Origin of the sequence: Sphingobacterium sp. HSC-15S19 (genome assembly GCF_050433745.1) — a bacterium.
GTDB classification, from domain to species: domain Bacteria; phylum Bacteroidota; class Bacteroidia; order Sphingobacteriales; family Sphingobacteriaceae; genus Sphingobacterium; species Sphingobacterium siyangense.
Genome location: NZ_JBNPWQ010000002.1, coordinates 306,392 through 323,557, shown reverse-complemented (window position 1 = coordinate 323,557; position 17,166 = coordinate 306,392). Strand labels below are relative to the sequence as shown.

The following is a 17,166-nucleotide window of genomic DNA, read 5'->3' as shown; positions in this document are numbered from 1 at the left end:
CTATTTATTTATTTTTGCTCTGATTAATGGTATTAAACACATTTTTCCGAAATTGTTCATTTTCCGGGGCTCAATTGAATTGAAACACATTCTGTGCTAGTTGAATACGTAGCTACCGGTGGAACATCTTTGTGATTGTTTTAATAGGTAAAGTAAAATTAACGTGAATAGAAAACTAATTATCGGTACCCGGGGAAGCGTTCTTGCCATGTGGCAGGCAAATTTTGTAAAAGATCGATTGGCAGAAATCGGAATTGAAGCAGAATTAAAAGTCATTAAAACACAAGGTGATATTATTCAACACCTTCGTTTGGATAAATTAGAAGGCAAAGGATTTTTCACTAAAGAGCTTGAGGAAGAGCTTTTAAGCGGGACCATTGATTTAGCTGTACACTCACACAAAGATTTACCTACGGTCAATCCTCCAGGATTGATCATTGCAGCGGTTTCTGAGCGCGAAGATCCAGCTGAATTATTAATTATCCACAAAGATTGTGTGGATATCAAAAAACGTCTCTCATTAAAGCACAATGCGACAGTTGGAACATCATCTAACCGTAGAAAAGCGCAGATCTCGGCACTACGTCCTGATCTAGAATTTGACGATCTCCGTGGTAATTTGCAGACAAGAATCCAAAAACTACGTGATGAGCAATATGATGCCATAGTACTTGCAAAAGCAGGTATTAGCCGTATTGAAATGGATATTACAGATTTTCATGTGGAGGAGATTCCTCCCGTTGAAATTATTCCGGCACCAGCGCAAGGGGTACTTGCTATTCAGATCCGTGAGGTTGACAGGGAACTTTTTGAAGCTTTACAGCCCTTGAACAATGAAGAAGTAGCACAAACAATCTCCGTAGAACGTTTGGTATTAAATAAATTTGATGCAGGATGTCATGCGCCACTTGGCTGTTATTGCCGCAAAAGCGGTGACGAATACGAAGCTTGGGCCTCTATTGCTGAAACAAGTGAAGATTTCCCTGATCGTGTTTACCTTAGAGATACCGATGCGACACGTTTAGCGGAGCGCATTTTCAATAAGTATGCAAAGGATAGAAAGCTGCCACAATCTGTATTTATCTCCCGGGAGGTAGACGAAAATTCCTATTTCGCAAGAGCAATGGCCAAGCACAATATTACTATTGAGGGCCGCTCTTTGATCAAAATATTCCCTATTATCAATAAACTGGATCCTTTTATCCTAAAACATGTTGACTGGATTATATTTTCAAGCAAAAATGGTATTGAGCACTTTTTCAATTTAGAGCCTCGTTTGAGCAAAAAGACCAAGATCGGTGTCATTGGCCGCGGCTCGGAAGAGATTTTGCGTAAATATGACCGCGTTGCTGATTTCTCTGGCGACAGTGAGGGCATCAATATGGAGGAAATTGCGAAGAAATTTGCTGAATTGGCCAATGGTGGTACCGTGCTTATTCCACGTGCGAAAGAATCTTTGGAAACAATCCAAAAAGCGTTAAGCGCGGAGACGAAAATCATCAATATACCGGTATACGAAACGGTCTTAGAAGAAAATGTAGATCCATCCAATGCGGAGGTATTGGTTTTTACCAGTCCAAGCAACGTGGAAGCTTATTTTGCGGACAATCTGTTGGAACCGGGCCAGAAAGTAATTTGTATTGGCCGCTCTACCGGTGCAAAGTTTGATGAGATGAATGTCCCTTATACACTTCCTTATTCTCCAGATGAAATAGGTCTTTCTGAAGCCGTTTTTGGATTGGAGTATTAGAATCATATAAAGTAGTTTGTATTTCAACGTCGGTAAACGATTCCACTGACGTTGAAATAAACAACATAGATCATAAATAATCTTAATATAATGTTACAACGTCCGAGAAGAAATCGTAAATCTGCCGTGATTCGCGACATGATTCAAGAGACACGTTTAGACGCGTCAAATTTGATTTTCCCACTTTTTATCGTCGATGGGCAAAATCAAAAAACTGAGGTTAAATCGATGCCTGGCATCTATCGCTATTCAATAGACAATCTATTGAAAGAAGTGGAAAGTTGCCTAAAGTTGGGCTTACGCTCATTTGATCTTTTCCCTAACATTGAAGAGTCCTTAAAAGACAAATATGCTACAGAAAGCTACCGTGATGGAAGTTTATACTTACGTGCGATTGCAGCTGTAAAGAAAAATTTTCCGGAAGCTTGTATCGTAACGGATGTTGCTATGGACCCTTACAGCAGTGATGGGCACGATGGAATTGTCGAAAACGGTGAGATCCTAAACGATGAGACATTAGAGGTATTGGGCAAGATGGCTTTGGCACATGCGCAATCAGGTGCAGATATCATTGCTCCATCAGATATGATGGATGGTCGCATCGGTTACATCCGTGAGCTATTGGACCATAATGGTTTTACAAACGTTTCTTTGATGTCCTATACGGCAAAATATGCTTCGGCCTATTATGGTCCTTTTAGAGATGCCTTAGGCTCGGCGCCCAAGCATGGCGATAAAAAGACCTACCAGATGAATCCTGCCAATGCAAAAGAAGCGCTGATCGAAGCACAGCTCGATGCACAGGAAGGAGCAGATTTTCTGATGGTAAAACCAGGACTTCCCTACTTAGATATCGTTAAACTTCTTGCAGACAACTTCGATCTGCCAATTGCGGTGTATAATGTCAGCGGAGAATATGCGATGTTAAAGGCGGCTATTCAAAACGGCTGGTTAGACGAACGTGTCATTCTAGAAACGTTATTGAGCTTCAGACGTGCTGGCGCTACAGCAATCTTATCCTACCACTCCAAAGAAGTATTGGAGAAAGGTTTTATTTAATAACTTCCAAATTATCTTCGATAATCGGAATATAACTAACAGAAGCTCGGGAATTCATTTCCGGGCTTCTGCTTTTTTTAAAATATTATTTAAACCTTTTTATTACATTGCGGTCAAACAGAAAATTATAATCCACCTTATTATGTTAAAAAGTATTATAATCAGCAGTTTCCTGTTATCGGCTCCTTCCGTACATGAACATACATTTTACTCCTTTTTAGAAGGCAATTGGATTGCGGCCAACGCTAAATTGAAATCAATCATATTTAATAAGAATGGCGACGCCTTTTTCACCTTTTCAAATTCAAACCATCAAAGTCCCCCAACTTCAGTTCATCAAAAAGTGGGCAATTTTGCAATATTAGATAGCAAAAAATTCAGTGGGTACTTTTTTAGTCCAAGCCTTTTTGGAAAATATAATGATAATAAGACGGCTTTTGAGATTGAAATTAAATCGGCCAATGAGATTATCCTGTTTGTCAATAAACAAGAAATACAATTGCTAAAAAAGGAAACTATTACTCAATTTAAATAGCTAATATCAGGCTATTATGGATTCCTTACGTTTCTATGAGACTTATCTTCTCAAAAAAAGATAACTTCGCATTCAAATACATAGACTATGCAAGCACCTGATATTTCAAGAGCAAAATCTGCTGAGCTATTTGAAAAAGCAAAACAATATTTCCCTGGAGGCGTAAACTCTCCTGTTAGGGCCTTCAAATCCGTATATGGTACCCCATTATTTATTGAACGTGGCGATAAGGCGCATCTTTGGGATGCGGACGGCAATGAATTCATCGATTTTTGTTGTTCATGGGGTCCCCTAATTTTAGGGCACAATAATGATCAAGTTCGTGAAGCAGTAGCGGCACAACTCGGGAAAGGCTTAAGTTTTGGCGCTCCTACTGCGTTGGAGAACCAACTAGCTGGGTTGATTATCGAAAACAATCGATTTATTGAGAAAATTCGCTTTGTCAGTTCTGGCACCGAGGCTGTAATGTCTGCTATCCGTTTGGCTAGAGGCTATACGAAACGTGATAAGATCATCAAATTTGATGGCTGTTATCATGGGCACTCCGATTCTCTTTTGGTGAAAGCTGGTTCTGGCCTGGTAACCTTTGGTGAAACATCTTCGGCCGGTGTACCTAAAGCATTTGCAGACGAAACCATTGTTATCGAATTAAACGATAAGCAAGCTTTAGAAGCTGCTTTTGCAGAGTTTAAAGATCAGATTGCGGCAGTTATCATTGAGGGTATACCTGCGAACAATGGCTTATTGTTGCAATCTAAGGAGTATGTTCACTTCTTACGTAATATCACCAAAGAACATGGTGCAATGTTGATTATGGATGAAGTGATCACAGGATTCCGTGTTGGTTTTGAAGGTGCTTCAGCTTACTATGATGTACAACCTGATATTATTACCTACGGTAAAATTATTGGTGGCGGAATGCCTGTCGGTGCTTATGGAGCCTCAAAAGAATTGATGGCCTGTATATCTCCTGATGGTGCCGTTTACCAAGCAGGAACTTTATCCGGAAATCCAGTTGCTATGGCTGCCGGCATTGCTGCATTGGGTATCTTGGCTCAAAAGGATTTCTACACAAATTTAAATGCCAAAACAGAAGCTTTTGTCAATGATATGCGTGCTTATATTGCTGAGAAAGGATATAAAGTTCAACTTTTCCATGTTGCTTCTATTTTTTGGTTTGCATTTACAGAACAGCAAGAAATTAAAAAAGCGAGTGAAATCGATCCTAAATCGATGGAATCTTATAAAATTATGCACCGCGAGTTGTTAAATCGCGGCGTTTATTTTGGCCCTTCAGGCTATGAAGTAGGTTTTGTTTCTGATGCACATACAGCAGCGGATCTTGACCTGGCAAAAAAACATATTTTTGATGCGTTGGACATTGTCTTTAGCGCATAAAAATCAAACTACTTTAAAAAAAGCCCTCTAGTATATTACTGGAGGGCTTTTTTTTATAGGTTAGTGGAAGTTTCGGTTTGAATCAACGTACTTATTAAAGTTTGTTTGCCAACTTCTTATCTTTGGATTTCATCTTATTTAATCCGGCGATAAGTTCATCCAACGAAAACTTACCTTTGATATCCATAAATACACTTTCATCTTCATCATCATGGACCAATAAAGAAACCCGCTGAATGACATTGTTCTTATCAATACGAGCATTTAGCGAAATTTCCTGGCCATCGGTGTTAATAACCAGAAGTTCCTCAAATTTATTTTTCTTTAAAAACTTATGGTAATCGTCCAAAATACGCGCATTCTTTATTTTATCATTATTTGACAGTGTCAGCATTCTGAACTTCTTCAATTTCTTTACAATTTCGGCCATTGCACGAGTATCTTCATCATTATCATCCTTTAAGGCTTTTTTCATAAAGGGTTTTGTTAACCACATCGGTAAATTAATCGCAACAATCTCAGCATCGTCAGATACATTAGACCGACTGACGAAGTCCATATTGGACGCTTTTTTTATCATGCATGATTGCATGGAGAAAAGAACGCCAACTAGGCACAACAAGGTTAGTAATCTTTTCATAATTTTCTACTTTTTGTTGTTATCTCCTTTGTTCTTATTCACTTTATTATTCCCGTCGTTTACCAAGCTAGTCACATCTTTCAACGGTATAGCCCCGTCCAGGATCATAAATAGGTTTTGCCCATCTCCATTGATTGTAAGTAACAGATTGTTTAGGATATCGGCATTTGCGGACATATTTTCTACCATGAATCGGATATCTTGCCCATCACTGTTGAGTGACATAAGCTCTTCATATTTTAAATTAGACACCGCCCCCCGAATAATACCTGTTAAAGCTTTATCTTCTCCATCCTCAACAATCAGCATCCGCAACGATTTAACATTCTTAAGCAGTGGTGTAATTGTCTGCATATCCTCATCGTCTATTTTCAAATTACCCAATAGTTTGAACATCGGCGCCCCAATCTTGAGTGTCGTTACACCTTTCTTTCCTTGATATTGTTCAAAAAGTTTATCCAATTTTGAAATTTGTGCATTTGCCATACTTGCTACAAGTAGAAGGCAAGCTATTAAAAAACCTTTCATTTTATTTTAGTTAATCGTTATTGACATTTGTTTTATATTCATTGCTTTATCTACACCATTTTCCAGATTATTTGCCAGTAAGCCCAAAGATTTTAGGGTCAGTTCAACAGCTTCCTGTTCATTCGCGACAGGCTTCCCATTCAAAACAACATAATCTGCCCGGTAGGACTCTTCTGTTGTCAATTCCGAACTTTCAGTCACGACTTCTTTCTTCACTATCCAATTTTTGGCCTGTTTTTTTACTTTTGGACGTTTAAAAGTTTCTGCTGTTCGCATCGCCTTTCCACTGTCCTCCGCACTTACCTCATCATTAAGTTTGGGAGCTGTTATTTCTATATTTTGATCGTCAAGCAGCTTCTTATCGGCAGGCTTCGACTCACTCATTTCTTTTTTGGCGAGCACAGGTCCTTGTATTGCTGATTCCTGATTTAGGAATAGTGCAATTCCAATAGCCATTACCAACATGGCTGCTGCTGCATATTTTATCCAGCTATTATTCCACCACACAATACGTTTCTTATCATCATTGATCTCACTTTGGAAGTCCTCAAAGGACCAGTCCATTGTCTTATTTTTTTCCTGATTTAATGATTGAAAAAAAGCATTATCCGAGTTTTTCAATACTCTTTCTTCCTCTAATGACGACTGGCCATTAAAGTACTTCTCTTCCAATTCTTTTAATTTCTTATCTTTCATCACTGTATATCTTATTTTCAAAGAAGATGAAACAATCGGGTTTATTTTTTACCTGAATAAATCCGCGTGGTTTCATAATCGAATAATTTTGTCAATTGTTCTTTTACCTTCTGTCTTGCACGCATCAGATTAACTCTGACTGCTGACTCCCCCATCTCCAATACTTCACCGATTTCATCGATATCATAATCCTCAACATCGCGCAGATGCATAACAAGCCTTTGTTTTTCGGGAAGAGAATTGATCATCTCCAGAATAATTTCTTTCGTATTCCCAACGGTATGTTCCGTCATCGCAACAACGTGATGCTGTTCAACAAAATCCGCCCGGACCTTATCTCTTTTTAAACGATTGAGTGCTTCATTTTTCACACTCTGCATGCAGAAAGCTTCCATATTTTTGTATTGAAGCAACTGATCTTTTAATTGCCACAACCGCATCATCACATTTTGTACCGCATCGAAAGCCTCGTCATCATCAATCAAGATCCGTTTCGCAAAGCGAAATAGCTTATCCTTATGGATGAAAACGGTATTTTTAAATTGCTCTTGATTCATGTTATCGTCAATATTGAGACTTACTCTATTTTAATTTTTAATCGGCTTATGCTCCATCTCAATATCACCCGTGCCTTTTATATAATCAAGACATTTCAGCAGATCGATTTATTACATCTAATATGACTATTTTTTTAAAAATATTTAATTCACTGTGTATTAAACTTCAATAAGTAGCCCAAACAGCCTATTTTTAACCTTATTACAAACAAAATAGGAACATAGACTGTTACTTAAGATGCTGAATGATTAAAAAATTAAACAAAAAAAATTATGAAGTATTACAGAATTACAGGTATTACTGCTGCAGTAGCACTCCTAGTAGGCGCTGTTGGGTGTAACAACTCTTCTACGAAAAGTACAGGTGGAGCTGACTCAAGCAGCAGTATCGACACAAATACTGCACAAAAAATGGACTCAATCACCGTCAGTCCTATTGCAGACTCGAAAGAATTTCCTGGAGCTGATCTGCAGATCGCCTCGATCACTGCAGAAAAGGTAGGAACAGACTCCGCAAAAGTAACTGTAAAATATGCGATCAAGAATTTCAAATTGACTGAGATGACCGATGATGCCCATGCTGCCCATATGGCAAATTCGCATGATGGACAACATATCCATTTTATTTTAGACAATAAACCTTACACGGCTCTTTACAAGCCCGAGAACTCCGTAACAGTACCGTTAAATTCGGAACATTACCTGCTCTCATTTTTATCAAGATCCTATCATGAATCCATAAAAACCACTGAAGCTTCTAAATTGGTAAAATTTAAGATTGATGCAACGGGTAAATTGACGACAGATGCAACACCAAAGGAACCATCACTTTTCTATTCTCGACCTAAAGGTGAGTATAAAGGAGATGAAACAAAAAATCTCCTGTTAGATTTTTACGTAGTCAATACCAAACTTGCTCCAGACGGCAACAAGATAATTGCAGATATCAATGGCCAGACATTTACATTGGACAAATGGGGGCCATATGAGATAAAAGGGCTGCCAATGGGCAACAATAAAGTAAAATTGACTCTAGTGGATAAGGATGGTAATGCTGTTACCGGAGATAATGTTTCGGTAGAACGTGATATCAAACTGTCTGAAAAATAAATTGAGGGCTGTCCTAAACACAAAAGAGTCGCATTAAAATGCGTCTCTTTTGTGTTTAGGACAAACTTTGAGCGACAAAAAGACATTGTCTTTATTCCTTTTTGATTAAGGCAGTTTGTCAAAATCAATTTTCGGTGCATTATTTTTATTCCGGAATTCAAACTTACTTCCTGGCTTAACAACGTCATTAAAGAAACCACCATTTCTAAGGAAGTATCCGTTTTTGGTAATGCCGCCGATTGCATCAATGCGTTGATTTGCACGATAGGTATTATCGACACTGAAAGAAGCCTCCTGTACAGCTTTCCATTGTCCATCATAGACCCATTGATTGCCAAACTCAACCTTTCTACCCAGGTAGCCTTGATTAGGACTAAAGTTCTCTAAGAAACTATGGAATCGTTTCAGGTAGGTGTTTGTCTGCGGACGTTTGAAGCTTGCGATCACATTCCATGCATGCTCTTCGGGTACAAAAAACCAAGCCGTATAATCAGTATTTCCTTTTCCATCGGGCACGCCTTTCAAGAGAAACTTATAGGTTACCCCTGCTTTCCAAAAGTACTTACGGTAACTCTGTCCGCCTGACCCTTCATTTCCAAACTCACCCGAATGCACATCCTTTCCTTTTTTTAGTAGATGGATTTTTTGCTCATCTGGAATACTTTTCGGATCATCTGTGTGGAATGGACTCCAGACGGAAAATAAGATACGTCGCTCGGTTTCTGAATTAACCTGTATACCAAAGTAGCCTTCGCCAAAACCATTCGCCATAAAATAGGAACCAACTTTATCTTCTCCTTGAGGGACGGTTACTTCGTTATAATAGTAACTAACGTTACCCTCCGTAGGAACAGTATAATTGAGATGACAAGAAGGGCCTCTTCTGGACCAATAGTAATACTCAGGATCATTGGAAAACAGAAGACCTCCCGAAGCCGCTTCGCCGCTCACAAGCAATTCGGTTACATTGGCAAAATTGCTTCCCGATTTACTTAAGCCTTTTAAATTAACCTGAACGTAACCGGGCGATTTTACATCAATGGACAGAGGCGCTGTTTCCGACAGCTCAGTACTTTCCACATTCACGATCGCCTTTTTTCCTAAAGCGTCTACTGCTATTTTGGATTTTCCAGCATCGTTTTTTGCCTTCAGTTTCAAAGTCAATTTCCCCGCCTTTTGAGCCCTAAAATAAACCGATACCACTTCCTGATCGCTTGACCATTTTACAAGGCCATTACGACCGGAAATTTCCGCTTCACCAACTTGTCCTGCGGTAATGAAAGCATTCCCGGCAAGTGGTACGGCATAAGTCTTCCCTACTGTTTGCGCTATACTGCTTATCGAAAGACAGGATAAAGCTCCCATAAAGAGATACTGGATAAAGTGTTTTCTTTTCATACTTTATTTTTTTTATCAATTTATATATCAAACCTAGGCTAGTTATACTACCTGCGGTTATTAATGCTTGCCATGAATTCGAGATGCTGCTAAACTCGAATACTTCACGAAACCAAACTCCTTTAGCTATTCTGAAACTCAGTTTATCAGCTATCTTTCTGTTGCACTTTACTATTGAATAAAGATGGTATCGGTTTGTGAAACTGGATTATTTGATGAAGATAAGGCTTAGATTTACAGAAAAAGAAAGGAAATGTATATCAATCGATTGTGTAAAAAAACAGCAATAATTGACCACCATTCCTTTCCATTTAAATGAACTATTATAAAATGAGATGTATATTTTAACATTTTAAAAATACGATCTAATCTTTTTGTGTATTTTTAGGATCAGAGTCCCCTTTTATAAAAGCTAAAATAGCAAGCTCCATGGACAAATCTGCTGATAGCACATCAAAACGTATCTTAGGACAAAAACAAATCTCCATATTGATCCATGGACTCGCCTGGCTTATTTTCTTATCCTTTCCAGTATTATTTTTTAACAACGGTCAATTGGAAATTAAGGAAATACTTTTTGCGCCGGCATTTTGGATTTTCACAGGCTGTTTTTTAATCCTATTCTATGTCAATGCTTACCTGCTAATTCCTTATGCGATAAGAAAACGAAAATTTATCAGTTACGGAATCTCCATTATTTTGACAGGCTTGTTATTAGCCTGTTATCTTCAGCCCTTCGATCGCTTGATGCATATTGGACGTCAGCAATTACCTACCCCTGGAGAAAGAGAATTTTCGTCTAGGCATCACCCTGATTTTCCACCGCCGCCATCTGCTAGGCATTCCCCAGACCGAGGTCCGGGGCAGACCTTGGGACAACGGCCACAACCCATCGATATTGCTTCCGTGTATATTTTCCTGTTAACCATTAGCCTTGCCGCACTCTATAGAATCGTAACCTACTGGATGGAAACTCAGCAAAAGATGCAATTGGTCGAACAAGACCGGATGAAGGCCGAACTTTCCTTCTTAAAAGCCCAGGTCCACCCCCACTTTTTGTTCAACACCTTAAATAATATTTATGCATTAGCATTGACCAACGATGATGCCGTCGCGAGTAGTATTCATCGTCTTTCACAATTAATGCGTTATTATATGGATGAACGGCATAGTGATACGATTGACATCAAGATTGAAATACAGGCTATACAAGATTTTATCAATCTCCAAAAGCTACGCACTGGCCCAAATTGTTCTATCAGTGAACACTATGCGGGGCTAGAACACCCTAAAACGATACACGCATTTGTGTTGCTTCCTTTTGTTGAAAATGCGTTCAAATATGGATTAAGCACAATAGAGCCCTCCCAATTAAGTTTTGAAGTCATTCTAACGCCAACATCCTGTGTATTAAATGTAAAGAATAGCATAGCTACACAGTCAACCGAACAACACCGAACAGGAACAGGTCTTAAAAATGTTAAACGTCTATTGGAACATTTTTATGCCAACAAACATCGCCTGACGATCCAGCAGGAGGATCATTCTTTTTTCGTTCAGCTTATCCTTTACATTTCTTCATAAATTGTTTCTATATTAGGCTATACGATTATATATACAAAAGCAGTTTATCTTAATTTAATCGATGTTAACTTGCATAGCTCTTGACGATGAACCCCTGGCTCTTCGTATTATTTCGACGTTCACAGCAAAGCATCCTGCTATACAGCTTGCTGCAACCTTCAGTAACCCCCATGAAGCGAAGCTATATCTCGCCAATAACAGTGTTGATTTGATTTTTTTGGATATTGATATGCTCGAGATCAATGGTATTGATTTTGCAAAGAACTTAAAACCAAGACCTTTATTGATTTTCACCACAGCACATAAGGAGTATGCGATAGATGGATTTGAACTTGATTCAGTAGACTATCTTCTCAAACCATTTGACTTCGTCCGTTTTGAACGGGCCATCGATAAAGCGATGACACGTTCAGCTACACAGAGCCATCGCCCCTTTTTAATCGTGAGTGTAGAATATCAACGAATCAAGATCTATCTTGACGAAATTGAGTGCTTGGAAAGCATGCAAGATTATATCAAAATACACCTTATACACGGAAAAACAATATTGACTCTATCGACAATGAAAGCCATGCTCGAGCGTTTGCCAAAAAATCAGTTTATCCGTATCCACCGCAGCTTTGTTATCGCAGTCAAACACATCATTACATTTTCACAGCGTAAAGTACAATTACCCAACTTCACATTGAAAGTCGGCGATGGTTACTATAATGAGGTTATCCAATGTCTACGTGATTCGTCGATGCAATAAGCCTCTTTATCGTTACTTAACATTATTTTACATCTCCGTCTATTACCTTGCTTCCATAAATAAAAAAGAAGAGATATGGAACGCAAAAATTTTATAAAAACCCTATCATTGCTCGCATTTTCAGGGCCAATGGTCTGGGCAGCTTGCAAGAAAGACGATACCACATCAATTACGGATGAGGGCACTGACGTAAATGTCGATTCAAGCTGCAGTGTAACACCTTCGGAAACCGAAGGGCCTTTTCCGACAAAAACACCTTCAAGTTATGTCCGATCAGATATACGCAAAGGTGATGGTATTGGGGCGAATATGCTCGGTTTAATTACCATTGTTAATACAAACAATAGCTGTGCGGCACTAGAAGGAGCTTTAGTGGATATTTGGCATTGTGATGTGGAAGGTAACTATTCCCAATATGGCGGAACACAGATGCAATCCAGCAACTACCAGTCTGTCAATTGGTACCGCGGTAGACAAGTTACGAATGCCAATGGACTTGTTTCTTTCCAAACCATCTTTCCGGGCTGGTATCAAGGTCGAGCAACACATATTCACGTTCATGTATATGATGCTACAGGTAAATCGCTATTAGTGACGCAAATCGCCTTTCAAGATAGTCTGTGTCTTGAAGTCAATAACACAGGTTCTTCTTATGGTTACAAAAAAGGTGTTTCAGGATATACCTATAATGCCAATGACAACGTATTCAGCGATGGTGTTACCAAAGAAATGTCTACGGTCACAGGATCCTTATCTGAAGGTTTCCAAATGAAAATGACGATTCATGTTAATGCTTAACAGCCTGATCATGCAGGATATTAGAATCTATATCGCGGAACAGCGAGGGGAAACATCAATCGGAACACATTTAGTCAGGAGCACACTCAATTATGGCTCCTTTGCTGCTCCTCACCGGGAGGCTATTGGCCGGTTGCAACAAGTCAATAGCTGGCAAGTCGCGCTTCAAGAGACTTTGGAACTCCCGACCAATCAGGATACAGTCTCATTTTTGATTCCTTTGGTTGGGGATCTACTCGTGACGATGGATGGCCAAACCTATACCGTTCCTGTCGGAACAATCTTAGTACACAATTTTGAAAATAATACGGCAATTCACATAAAGGCATCATCCGAAGTTGGGGAGCCTGCGATCTTTCAAGAATTTGTGCTTAATTCGGCAATAAACACTCCTACACTACCTCATATTGCGAATCTTCCACTTTCATCTTCGTTTGAGAAAAACAAGATGTATCCTGTAGGCACCGACTTAGCTACTGATTTTCAGTTCTACTTCGGTGCATTTGCCGGAAAACATGATTTTGAATTACAGATTGGCCAAGACCAAAAAAGCGCATTTGCATTTGCATTAGATGGTAATTTTGAAGTTGAAGAACGTATTCTTTATCCATCTGATGGTCTTTATCTACCAGATTCAAAAAATTTAGACATCGAATGCTTATCGGCAACTGGCCTTTTGGTGGTTTTGTGTTTCTAACGGAATAGATTTAAAAAACGATGATTTCCAAAATAACGACCACGATAAACATAAAAAAGTGAAGGGTCTACCCTTCACTTTTCCACACGATGTTAATAAAATGTTGAAAACCTCATTTCGCTTTTAAGGTGATCCCTCAAGTTACTCACAACTTGTTGATATTGCTGTTTAATATTTTAAAAATGGCTAAAAACCAACGCTTTTCAAGTTTAATCCTGTACGCTCGTCTAAACCGAACATTAAGTTCATATTTTGTACAGCTTGACCAGATGCTCCTTTCAGCAAATTATCGGTCGCATTTAAAATAAGGAGCTTATTTCCGTGCTTTTCGAGGTGGATAATACTTTTATTTGTATTAACGACCTGTTTGAGGTCAATATTTTTAGGACTGACATGTGTAAAAGGGTGAGCGGCATAATAGCTGTCATACAATGCGTAGGCCTGCTCTTCAGACAAATCGGTGTCTACATAAATTGCCGAAAAAATTCCGCGGGCAAAATCGCCACGTTGAGGAACAAAATTAATTTTTGCAGCAGCACGTTCCAACAATGATCCGTCTGACACCGGCAAAAATCCCGCTTGTAGCTGATCCAAGGACTCTGAAATTTCCTGCAAATGCTGGTGTTCAAAAGATTTGTAAGCAGAAAGGTTATTGTTACGCCAGGAGAAATGCGTTGTTGCACCTGGTTTTTGTCCTGCCCCTGTTGATCCAGTCGTTGCATTAACATGGATTTGATCAGGTAATAAGCCTTTACTCGCTAATGGCAATAAAGCCAATTGGATATTTGTTGCAAAGCATCCTGGATTAGCAATATACTGAGCCGTTTTGATTGCCTCTTTGTTTAGTTCCGGAAGCCCATACACGAATTGTTGACCTTGGAAAGCTGTATTCGCACGAAGACGATAATCTTGTGAGAGATCAATAATCTTCACGGATGCATCGATTGGATTTGCATCTAAAAATTTGCGTGCATCACCATGACCAACACATAAGAACAATACATCAATAGCTGAGTGAAAGTCCGAAGAGAAGGTCAATTCAGTATCACCAAATAGATCATTGTGAACTTCATATAACTTATTTCCTGCATTGGAAGCGCTATTAGCAAATACGATTTCCACCTCAGGATGATAAATCAATACACGTAATAATTCACCACCAGTATATCCTGCCGAACCAATTATTCCTACTCTTATCATTTTTTTGAATTTAGAATTTAGGTATGCGTTATCACCTATCATGCCATGTACTTTTTCTTATCAAGTTTACTTTAAGAAAAAATACATGGCATAAAACACGGCTTATTTTTTATTCACTTTGTGCCAAATGATGGTTTGATTTCCAAAAATTTTGGAGAAACCTTTCACATCGTCACCTGTATAGCCCTTATTCATTTCACCATAGCTGCCGAATTTATTGGACATCAAATCGTGTTCAGACTCGACACCAATGACGACAAAACGGTATGGGTGAAGTTCAACAATCACTCGGCCAGTCACTGTTTCTTGTGAGGATTGCAAGAATGCTTCGATATCACGCATAACGGGATCGTGCATTTGGCCTTCGTGCATATAATTTCCGTAGAAAGCAGCGATTTGATCTTTCCAGGACAATTGCCATTTAGTTAAGGTATGTTTTTCTAAGGCATGATGTGCCTTGATTAAAATGACAGAAGCAGCGGCTTCAAAACCCACACGGCCTTTGATACCAATGATTGTATCACCAACGTGGATATCACGGCCAATACCGTATGGTTGAGCTATTGTCTGTAATTCTTGAATCACTCTAACGGAAGCCATTTTCTCACCATTTAATGCAATAGGCTCTCCTTTTTCAAAATCGATTGTAATTTGTTGCGGCTCTGAAGAAGTCACTGGAGTTGGCCATGCCGACTCTGGTAAGTATTGGTTGGATGTCAATGTTTCTGCTCCACCAACAGAAGTACCCCAAAGACCTTTATTGATGGAGTATTTTGCTTTTTCAGCAGAATACTCTACACCATGCTTATTCAAATATTCTATTTCGGCTTCACGCGACAATTGTAGATCACGGATTGGGGTGATAATTTCCACTCCTGGAATCAGGGTCTGGAAAATCATATCGAAACGTACTTGGTCGTTTCCTGCACCTGTAGATCCATGAGCAACACATTCAGCGCCAATTTTCTTTGCGTAGTTTGCAATTGCGGTTGCTTGGCATACACGCTCAGCAGATACTGACAATGGATAAGTCGCATTTTTTAACACATTGCCAAAAATCAAAAATTTAATAGTTTCGCGGTAATAGTCTGCCGTTTCGTCTATAGCTGTATGTGATTTCACACCTAAAGCATAAGCACGTTCTTCAATATTTTTTAATTCTTCATCCGAAAAACCACCTGTATTTACAACTACGGAATGAACTTCTAAACCTAAATCTTGTGTAAGATAAATACAACAGAATGAAGTATCTAATCCGCCACTAAATGCTAAAACTACTTTTTTCATTAGAATGTTATTTTATGAGTGTTTGTTTTCAACGGCTGATTTAAGCTCGTTTCACTCGGTTTTTTATTATTATGTTGAGAGAACCTTGAACTGATCTTGTTATTACGAACATCTTCAGTTACCTGTTACATCTATTTTCAATATAATCGCTCAGCCTTAGCTTAATATCCTTTTGCGACTTTGTTATGCTTCGGAAAATTGACAGCAATAAATTTATTGGCCGATTTCCAAAACTTCGCCTGTATACGCTTTAGCAGAGACTGTTTTTGTGTAATTCTTTCCAAACGTTCTTTCGCTTCATGCTTGCGCTGGATCTTCTCCCGCAATTCACGTTCTTTCTCTTCGGGATCCCAAAGCATGGCGGTACACATACAGTTTTTACGGTCTTTACTCATCAGGATCTCATAATTCACGCAGCTTTGACAGCCTTTCCAGAATTCATCATCGGAAGTCAATTCGGAATAGGGAACCGGTTCATAGCCCAGTTCTGAATTGATTTTCATCACGGCGAATCCGGTTGTCAAACCAAAGATCTTCGCTTTAGGGTATTTCTCACGTGAAAGCTCAAAGACTCTTTTTTTGATTGCTTTTGCCAAACCGACTTTTCTGAATTCGGGATTGACAATCAAACCTGAGTTAGCGACATAATCACCATGCCCCCAAGTTTCTATATAACAAAAACCTGCCCATCGGCCATCTCTATGTAAAGCAATCACTGCTTTACCTTCATTCATCTTGTTGGCAACGTATTCTGGTTTACGACGCGCAATACCAGTACCACGAGCCTTTGCAGACTCGAACATTTCGTCGCAAATAACCTCTGCATAATGTGCATGCTCAGGTTTAGCCGGGATAATTAAAAAATCTGATATAGTCATTGACTTACGACCCTAATAATAAAACAACAACTACTGTCGTGTTTTGTTACTAAATAAATTAAAATAATGGATTCAAAACCATCGGACAATCATGGTCTTGCTTGGAAAGATTCACTACCTCAAATCAAGCCCGAGGTAGTATAGGTCGTCGGAGGCGTAAAACAGGTATTTCTACAAAAATGAAAGCACAAAAGACCTTCTTCATAAACTTCTCAAAAGTTTGAATATAAGAATAATCGTTCTTTTTGTTCTGTTTCATTTTTTTATGCTCTGTCAATTGTTTCTGACGATGCAAATGTA

17 protein-coding genes are annotated in these 17,166 nt (G+C 38.9%); 9 read left to right on the top strand and 8 right to left on the bottom strand.

The features are described from left to right. Nucleotides 1–163 precede the first annotated feature (163 nt). From hemC to hemL, 4 genes are all read left to right on the top strand, one after another. A complete protein-coding gene (gene hemC, locus L1283_RS03335) occupies nucleotides 164–1,750 on the top strand; it encodes a hydroxymethylbilane synthase (RefSeq protein WP_312352307.1) in 1,587 nt (528 codons plus the stop codon). A gap of 90 nt (nucleotides 1,751–1,840) precedes the next feature. Continuing rightward, complete coding sequence (hemB, locus tag L1283_RS03330) at nucleotides 1,841–2,809, top strand: porphobilinogen synthase (RefSeq protein WP_070561999.1); 969 nt, start codon at nucleotides 1,841–1,843, stop codon at nucleotides 2,807–2,809. Between the two features lie 142 nt (nucleotides 2,810–2,951). Then, complete coding sequence (locus tag L1283_RS03325) at nucleotides 2,952–3,344, top strand: hypothetical protein (protein WP_182981025.1); 393 nt, start codon at nucleotides 2,952–2,954, stop codon at nucleotides 3,342–3,344. Between the two features lie 87 nt (nucleotides 3,345–3,431). After that, nucleotides 3,432–4,742 (top strand): glutamate-1-semialdehyde 2,1-aminomutase, encoded by a 1,311-nt coding sequence (gene hemL / locus L1283_RS03320; protein ID WP_286850389.1) that lies wholly within the window; start codon nucleotides 3,432–3,434, stop codon nucleotides 4,740–4,742. Nucleotides 4,743–4,836: 94 nt separating this feature from the next. Here hemL and L1283_RS03315 read toward each other — a convergent pair whose 3' ends face one another. The 4 genes from L1283_RS03315 to L1283_RS03300 are packed head-to-tail and all read right to left on the bottom strand — an operon-like array spanning nucleotide 4,837 to nucleotide 7,163. Then, entirely contained in the window at nucleotides 4,837–5,382 is a 546-nt protein-coding gene (locus L1283_RS03315) for a DUF4252 domain-containing protein (RefSeq protein ID WP_075990917.1), read from the bottom strand. 6 nt (nucleotides 5,383–5,388) lie between these two features. Beyond that, a complete protein-coding gene (locus L1283_RS03310; protein ID WP_075990916.1) occupies nucleotides 5,389–5,910 on the bottom strand; it encodes a DUF4252 domain-containing protein in 522 nt (173 codons plus the stop codon). A gap of 6 nt (nucleotides 5,911–5,916) precedes the next feature. Then, a complete protein-coding gene (locus L1283_RS03305; protein WP_075990915.1) occupies nucleotides 5,917–6,606 on the bottom strand; it encodes a hypothetical protein in 690 nt (229 codons plus the stop codon). 41 nt (nucleotides 6,607–6,647) lie between these two features. Next, nucleotides 6,648–7,163 carry an RNA polymerase sigma factor gene (locus L1283_RS03300; RefSeq protein WP_286850387.1) on the bottom strand — a complete coding sequence of 172 codons (516 nt, stop codon included), beginning with the start codon at nucleotides 7,161–7,163 and terminating at the stop codon, nucleotides 6,648–6,650. A gap of 273 nt (nucleotides 7,164–7,436) precedes the next feature. Between L1283_RS03300 and L1283_RS03295 the strand changes: the two genes are divergently transcribed. Beyond that, a complete protein-coding gene (locus L1283_RS03295; RefSeq protein ID WP_075990913.1) occupies nucleotides 7,437–8,273 on the top strand; it encodes a hypothetical protein in 837 nt (278 codons plus the stop codon). Between the two features lie 105 nt (nucleotides 8,274–8,378). Here the strand turns inward: L1283_RS03295 and L1283_RS03290 are convergent, their stop codons facing one another. Then, nucleotides 8,379–9,671 (bottom strand): DUF3472 domain-containing protein, encoded by a 1,293-nt coding sequence (locus L1283_RS03290; RefSeq protein WP_075990912.1) that lies wholly within the window; start codon nucleotides 9,669–9,671, stop codon nucleotides 8,379–8,381. Between the two features lie 429 nt (nucleotides 9,672–10,100). Between L1283_RS03290 and L1283_RS03285 the strand changes: the two genes are divergently transcribed. From L1283_RS03285 to L1283_RS03270, 4 genes are all read left to right on the top strand, one after another. Further along, entirely contained in the window at nucleotides 10,101–11,255 is a 1,155-nt protein-coding gene (locus L1283_RS03285) for a sensor histidine kinase (protein ID WP_075990911.1), read from the top strand. Between the two features lie 61 nt (nucleotides 11,256–11,316). After that, nucleotides 11,317–12,006 (top strand): LytR/AlgR family response regulator transcription factor, encoded by a 690-nt coding sequence (locus tag L1283_RS03280; protein WP_075990910.1) that lies wholly within the window; start codon nucleotides 11,317–11,319, stop codon nucleotides 12,004–12,006. Nucleotides 12,007–12,081: 75 nt separating this feature from the next. Then, complete coding sequence (locus L1283_RS03275) at nucleotides 12,082–12,804, top strand: intradiol ring-cleavage dioxygenase (RefSeq protein ID WP_075990909.1); 723 nt, start codon at nucleotides 12,082–12,084, stop codon at nucleotides 12,802–12,804. A 10-nt stretch (nucleotides 12,805–12,814) separates the two neighbouring features. Beyond that, nucleotides 12,815–13,501 (top strand): hypothetical protein, encoded by a 687-nt coding sequence (locus L1283_RS03270; protein WP_157625882.1) that lies wholly within the window; start codon nucleotides 12,815–12,817, stop codon nucleotides 13,499–13,501. A gap of 186 nt (nucleotides 13,502–13,687) precedes the next feature. Here L1283_RS03270 and argC read toward each other — a convergent pair whose 3' ends face one another. The 3 genes from argC to L1283_RS03255 all read right to left on the bottom strand — a co-directional run bounded on the left by argC (nucleotide 13,688) and on the right by L1283_RS03255 (nucleotide 16,866). Next, complete coding sequence (argC, locus tag L1283_RS03265) at nucleotides 13,688–14,701, bottom strand: N-acetyl-gamma-glutamyl-phosphate reductase (protein ID WP_145327158.1); 1,014 nt, start codon at nucleotides 14,699–14,701, stop codon at nucleotides 13,688–13,690. Between the two features lie 102 nt (nucleotides 14,702–14,803). Continuing rightward, a complete protein-coding gene (gene argG / locus L1283_RS03260; RefSeq protein ID WP_182981023.1) occupies nucleotides 14,804–15,988 on the bottom strand; it encodes an argininosuccinate synthase in 1,185 nt (394 codons plus the stop codon). Nucleotides 15,989–16,149: 161 nt separating this feature from the next. After that, the gene (locus L1283_RS03255; protein WP_070561978.1) at nucleotides 16,150–16,866 is read right to left on the bottom strand and encodes a GNAT family N-acetyltransferase; all 717 of its coding nucleotides are present in this window, start codon (nucleotides 16,864–16,866) and stop codon (nucleotides 16,150–16,152) included. Nucleotides 16,867–17,166 lie beyond the last annotated feature (300 nt).

Bases quoted from the DNA above. Each gene is read 5' to 3' on its own strand.
- hemB (WP_070561999.1), top strand. From the start codon at position 1,841: ATGTTACAACGTCCGAGAAGAAATCGTAAATCTGCCGTGATTCGCGAC.
- L1283_RS03255 (WP_070561978.1), bottom strand. From the start codon at position 16,866: ATGACTATATCAGATTTTTTAATTATCCCGGCTAAACCTGAGCATGCA.
- L1283_RS03270 (WP_157625882.1), top strand. From the start codon at position 12,815: ATGCAGGATATTAGAATCTATATCGCGGAACAGCGAGGGGAAACATCA.
- L1283_RS03285 (WP_075990911.1), top strand. From the start codon at position 10,101: ATGGACAAATCTGCTGATAGCACATCAAAACGTATCTTAGGACAAAAA.
- L1283_RS03300 (WP_286850387.1), bottom strand. From the start codon at position 7,163: ATGAATCAAGAGCAATTTAAAAATACCGTTTTCATCCATAAGGATAAG.
- argG (WP_182981023.1), bottom strand. From the start codon at position 15,988: ATGAAAAAAGTAGTTTTAGCATTTAGTGGCGGATTAGATACTTCATTC.
- argC (WP_145327158.1), bottom strand. From the start codon at position 14,701: ATGATAAGAGTAGGAATAATTGGTTCGGCAGGATATACTGGTGGTGAA.
- L1283_RS03280 (WP_075990910.1), top strand. From the start codon at position 11,317: ATGTTAACTTGCATAGCTCTTGACGATGAACCCCTGGCTCTTCGTATT.
- L1283_RS03295 (WP_075990913.1), top strand. From the start codon at position 7,437: ATGAAGTATTACAGAATTACAGGTATTACTGCTGCAGTAGCACTCCTA.
- L1283_RS03275 (WP_075990909.1), top strand. From the start codon at position 12,082: ATGGAACGCAAAAATTTTATAAAAACCCTATCATTGCTCGCATTTTCA.
- L1283_RS03315 (WP_075990917.1), bottom strand. From the start codon at position 5,382: ATGAAAAGATTACTAACCTTGTTGTGCCTAGTTGGCGTTCTTTTCTCC.
- hemL (WP_286850389.1), top strand. From the start codon at position 3,432: ATGCAAGCACCTGATATTTCAAGAGCAAAATCTGCTGAGCTATTTGAA.
- L1283_RS03290 (WP_075990912.1), bottom strand. From the start codon at position 9,671: ATGAAAAGAAAACACTTTATCCAGTATCTCTTTATGGGAGCTTTATCC.
- L1283_RS03325 (WP_182981025.1), top strand. From the start codon at position 2,952: ATGTTAAAAAGTATTATAATCAGCAGTTTCCTGTTATCGGCTCCTTCC.
- L1283_RS03305 (WP_075990915.1), bottom strand. From the start codon at position 6,606: ATGAAAGATAAGAAATTAAAAGAATTGGAAGAGAAGTACTTTAATGGC.
- L1283_RS03310 (WP_075990916.1), bottom strand. From the start codon at position 5,910: ATGAAAGGTTTTTTAATAGCTTGCCTTCTACTTGTAGCAAGTATGGCA.